Origin of the sequence: Stenotrophomonas sp. 2YAF22 (assembly GCF_052114665.1) — a bacterium.
Classification (GTDB): domain Bacteria; phylum Pseudomonadota; class Gammaproteobacteria; order Xanthomonadales; family Xanthomonadaceae; genus Stenotrophomonas; species Stenotrophomonas indicatrix.
The window spans coordinates 1-4,681 of record NZ_JBFRFE010000332.1; the positions used below are offsets into that span (position 1 = coordinate 1).

Annotated in this window: 6 protein-coding genes; all 6 read left to right on the forward strand. The window is 66.5% G+C overall.

Annotated features, from left to right (window positions below; translation table 11 throughout):
* Positions 1-2,319 carry a VapE domain-containing protein gene (locus AB4Y84_RS13640; protein ID WP_442250287.1) on the forward strand — a complete coding sequence of 773 codons (2,319 nt, stop codon included), beginning with the start codon at positions 1-3 and terminating at the stop codon, positions 2,317-2,319.
* On the forward strand, positions 2,319-2,594 hold the full coding sequence (locus AB4Y84_RS13645) for a DUF7696 family protein (RefSeq protein WP_442243904.1): 276 nt from the start codon (positions 2,319-2,321) through the stop codon (positions 2,592-2,594). The genes AB4Y84_RS13640 and AB4Y84_RS13645 overlap by 1 nt, the downstream gene beginning before the upstream one ends.
* A gap of 72 nt (positions 2,595-2,666) precedes the next feature.
* Positions 2,667-2,894, forward strand: a complete 228-nt coding sequence (locus AB4Y84_RS13650) for a hypothetical protein (protein WP_105163551.1) — start codon at positions 2,667-2,669, stop codon at positions 2,892-2,894.
* A 41-nt stretch (positions 2,895-2,935) separates the two neighbouring features.
* Positions 2,936-3,472, forward strand: a complete 537-nt coding sequence (locus AB4Y84_RS13655) for a hypothetical protein (protein ID WP_442243905.1) — start codon at positions 2,936-2,938, stop codon at positions 3,470-3,472.
* A 168-nt stretch (positions 3,473-3,640) separates the two neighbouring features.
* A complete protein-coding gene (locus tag AB4Y84_RS13660) occupies positions 3,641-4,024 on the forward strand; it encodes a hypothetical protein (protein ID WP_223484784.1) in 384 nt (127 codons plus the stop codon).
* A 361-nt stretch (positions 4,025-4,385) separates the two neighbouring features.
* Positions 4,386-4,681: hypothetical protein (locus AB4Y84_RS13665; RefSeq protein WP_442250288.1), on the forward strand; the 296-nt coding region annotated here is incomplete at its 3' end.

Here is a 4,681-nt window from a genome sequence, read left to right on the forward strand (position 1 = left end):
GTGCAGGACATCGTTCCAGCATTCCTGCAGGCCATGCACACGCACGGCATCGTGCCTGATGCACGTGGCCGAGATGCACTCAATGCGGACGGCACGCTGGTGCGTTTCCACGTCGAGGGGGATCGCCGCGGCACGCGCAATGGCTGGGCCGTGCTGTTCGGCGACAACGTGCCCGCCGGCGAGTTCGGCAGCTGGCGTACCGGCCTGCGCCAAGGGTGGTGCGCGAAGTCGCCGACCTCCCTGACCGCCGCCGAACAACGCGCGATCCGGCAGCGCCAGGATGCCGCCCGCGCGGAGCGGGAAAGACAGCAGCGCGAACGCGAGGACGCGGCGGCCAAGGCGGCCAATGTCCTGTGGAACCGTGCAGTGCCTGCCGATGCCAGCCACCCGTATCTTGTGCGCAAGGGCATCCAGGCGCACGGGCTGCGCGTAGCGGCGTGGCCGGTGCGCAACAGCGATGGTCTGGTGTTCCGGCACATCGACAACGCACTGCTGGTCCCGGTGACCAATACCGCGGGCCGAATCGTCTCGCTGCAGGCGATCTTTCCACGCATGGACCTGGCGCTCGGTCGCGACAAGGACTTCCTGGCGGGCGGCCGCAAACAAGGCTGCTTCCATGTCATCGGCAAGCCACTGTCCGGCCAGCCCATCGCCATCGCCGAGGGCTACGCCACGGCGGAATCCATCCATCAGGCGACCGGTTGGTGCGTGGTGGTGGCCTGGGACGCAGGCAACCTCGCCTCGGTCGCGCGCGCATGGCGCACCGCCATGCCAGACGCAAGCCTGGTGATCTGCGCCGACAACGACCAATGGACCCGGCAACCGCTGGAGAACCCCGGCGTCACCCAGGCAACGCATGCCGCTGCGGACATCGATGCACGCGTGGTATGGCCGGAGTTCGCCGTTCTGCACGACGAGGATGACCGCCCCACCGACTTCAACGACCTGCATCTGCGCGAAGGCCTGGGGGCATTGCGTGCGCAGCTGATGCCCGCCCCTGCCGCCACCGCCGATGAAGCGGCTACGGAAGATGAGGCGCCAGCAGTGGCGGCCGCGCGCTATCTGGTACCTGGCAACCTCTCCGCCTTCGACACCTTCACCCCGTTCCCCGACTGCAGCGCACGTGGCCGGCCGTTGCCGACCGCGCGCAACTTGGCCGAACTGTGCCGGCGCACCGGCGTGATCGTGCGCTACAACGTCATCCGCAAGGATCTGGAGATCCTCGTCCCCGGCCTGCAGACCACGGTGGACAATGCCAAGGAGGTCGCCGCCGGCGAAGTGATGGACTGCATGCACCGCGCCGGCATGGCCGTCGCCAGCTTCGAGACCAACCTGTGCCAGGTGGCCGAGGCCAATCCGTACAACCCGGTCGCCAGCTGGATCACCTCACGGCCATGGGATGGGCAATCACGCCTGCAGGCGTTCTTCGACACAGTGCAGGAAGCCCAGCCCACACGCATGGCCGACGGACGCGTGCTGAAGGAGATCCTGATGCGACGCTGGTTGATCTCCGGCGTTGCTGCCGCATTCGAGCCTGATGGCGTGGTCGCCCGCGGCGTACTGACCTTCGTGTCGAAGCAGAACCTGGGCAAGACGCGCTGGGCGCGGCAGCTGGCACCGGCCGAGCTGCAGCTGATCGCCGACGGCGTGGTGCTCGACCCCGCCAACAAGGACAGCGTCAAGCAGGTCATCTCCAAGTGGATCGTCGAGCTGGGCGAGGTAGATGCCACATTCCGCCGCACCGATATCGCCGCCTTGAAGTCATTCATCTCCCGCAGCCATGATGAAATCCGGCGGCCCTACGCGCGCACCGAGTCACGCTATGCGCGGCGCACGATCCTGTTTGCCAGTGTCAACGACGAACGCTTCCTGCGCGATGCCACCGGCAATACGCGCTGGTGGACCGTGCACGCAGTGGCGCTGGGCGAGCCTGCCCGGATCGACATGCAGCAGGTCTGGGCCGAAGCGCATGCGCTCTATTGCAACGGCGAAACCTGGCATCTGGCGAGTGATGAGCTGGACGCGCTGAACGCCACCAACAGCGAACACGAACCGATCTCGCCGATCGCCGAGCTGATCGACCGTCACTTCGACTGGTCGCTGCCTGCCGAGCAGCGGAGCGTGCCTTATCGCGCCACCGAGATCGCCATTGCCGTGGGCATCGACAAGCCCAACCGCCGGGACGTCAACGAGGCGGCAGCCTACGTGGTCAAGCGCCATGACGTACGCACCAGGCTGATCGGCAAGGAACGGGCGAAAGTGTGGCTGATGCCACCGCGCAGCCGCAGCGTTGCCGAGCACGCCGCCGGACCGTTCTGATGCCCCGGACCCACGACGGACGTGATGTCGGCAACAGCAGCGCCGACTGGCGCCTGGACTGCGAGGCACGACACCTGCTGGGGCTGGACGGCTACCACCGCATCGATGCGCGCGGACGCAGGATGAAGATAGGGCCTCGCCGGCACCGCCAGCAGTACCTTCAGGGCGTGCAGGCAGCACGTGGTCTTGCCGAGCGCGATCGGCTGGCAACGGCTGCGCTGCGGATATGGGACGCAGCGGCCCCCGTGCCCCCGGTAATGGATGACAGTAGATGAAAGGTGTTGACTAGAGGCGGCTACAAAGRCAAGATATGGGTAACGGCCACGCCACCTTCCAGGAGCCCAGCCATGCCTCGCGCCCGCCTGCACGCCTTCGAAGGCGAACAGCTGACCGTGCAGCAGATCCATCAACGCGTACCGGTTCTATCGCAACGGACCATCCGCGACCACCTCGCCGCCGGCCGCCGCACGTCCACGGCCATGCTGTGCTTCGACCCGATCGCCGCCGCAGCACGCGGCGGCCGCATCACCCAGCGCATCCTGCGCGCCCGCAGCACCACCGGCAGCGATTGCTGACTGCCGCCGCGCCTGCGCATTCCCCAAGGAGTACTTACCGCATGATCCCCGCCTCGCTCGACAGCAGCCAGCGCATGATCGCCGACACGCTGGCCGCATTCCGCTGCGGTTCCGCCTTTGGCAGCGTGCCGCTGCGATCCGCCCCGTTGACGCGGCCACCGCTCTACATCGGCATCGCCGGTGGCAAGGGCGTGGGCAAGGACACCCTCGCCAACGGCCTGGCCTCCGCGCTGGCCCTGCGCTGCGACACCTTTGCGGCCCCGGCGCGGCCAAGTGCCAGCGCCGGATGTCGTCGCGAGCATGTCCATCCGGAGCTGTGGGTGCGCTCGTTGTTCTCGCGCCTGCCCGAAGGCGGTCTGGTTCCCGATGTCCATTCCGCCGACGAGGCCCGCGCCATCCGCCGCCAGGGCGGCGTTGTGATCCGCATCACCCGCCCCGGCCACGACAGCGTGGACCTGCATGCCAGCGGCCAGCCGCTGCCCGCCGCGCTGATCGATTTCGAGCTGCACAACGACCGCAGCGCGGCCGATCTGGTGCGCACGGCACTGGACCAGTTGATGTGCCGTGGCGTGATCTGAACGGCCTGCCGGAACCGCCGCCGTGCGACGGGCCGGTCCGTTGCTTTCTTCATCCATAAAGCAGGTTCCGGCCCATCATCGGCGAAAATGATGTAAGGTCGTCCCCCATCAATGACGGCACCTGCCGTCACCCTGCATCCCCAACCGCTTTCGCAAAGAGGAAATGTCATGGAGGTCGAACAGTTCACGTCGACGCGCCAGAAGGCCATCGCGTTGTTCAAGTCGCAGCCCAAGGGTGGCAAGGACATCGTGAGTCTGGATGCGATCTTCATTTCGCTGTGCTCGCTGGCCAGCGCCCAGCCCGAGGCTACTGCCGCCAAGCAGGCACGTACCACCGCCCGCCCCGGCAACCAGCAGCCCCCCGCTCCGTGGTTCATCGAGACGCTGGCCGCGCTCAAGGGCAAGGGCGAGTCGATCACCGTGGCGCGCTTCCTGATGTTCGCCAACCGTTTCCCGGTCAAGCGCATGGACCAGGTCAATGCAGCCCGCTGGCTGCGTGATGCCGGCTACATTCCGCGCAAGACCGGCGGCAACCTGGTGTTCGACCTTTGACCCAGCACCACCTGCAGTCCTGAAGCCCCGGCATCGTCCGGGGCTTTTTCGTTTCAGGCACCCAAGCCCCCGGCAAGAGCATCAACACCGTGGCCGTCCTCACCTTGTACCTGCCGTCCCCTATTGCCCTGTCTCCGTTTCCAGCAGGTGAGGACAAGGAGTACGGGAGAACCAGCGAAACCACAGGCAAGGCCGGATGGCATGACAGGGCCGCATCGCAAACCTGCGCATGCAGGTACTCGCCGGTCCTCGCGCACGCATCTGAATGCCTTCAGTCGCAAGTGCCGCAAGTAGATGAAAGGTGTTGACGTGATCGACGGGATGGCAACAGTGGATACCAATGCCACTGACCAACCTTGCCATGAACGCCCTGCCCGACAGCATCCAGACCCTTGCCGAGGTCATCGGCGAATCCGCAGCCCTCACGCTGGTGCGTGCATGGCCGCCGACCACCTCCAGCACCACCGGACGCCACCGCGTCATCGTCTACGTACCCTCCACCCTGCCCGATCAGCATCGACTGATCGACATTCTTGGCCTGGAGATGGCCCAGCGCCTGGTCGCGCACTTCGGCGGTGAATTGCTGTTCCTGGCGTCCTGCTTCGCCGCCAGTGCACATGAGCGCCGCGAGCAGATCGCCCGGGCGGTAGCCAGCCG

Excerpts from the sequence above, each read along its gene's own strand:
- AB4Y84_RS13655 (WP_442243905.1), top strand. The coding sequence starts at position 2,936 with ATGATCCCCGCCTCGCTCGACAGCAGCCAGCGCATGATCGCCGACACG.
- AB4Y84_RS13650 (WP_105163551.1), top strand. The coding sequence starts at position 2,667 with ATGCCTCGCGCCCGCCTGCACGCCTTCGAAGGCGAACAGCTGACCGTG.
- AB4Y84_RS13660 (WP_223484784.1), top strand. The coding sequence starts at position 3,641 with ATGGAGGTCGAACAGTTCACGTCGACGCGCCAGAAGGCCATCGCGTTG.
- AB4Y84_RS13645 (WP_442243904.1), top strand. The coding sequence starts at position 2,319 with ATGCCCCGGACCCACGACGGACGTGATGTCGGCAACAGCAGCGCCGAC.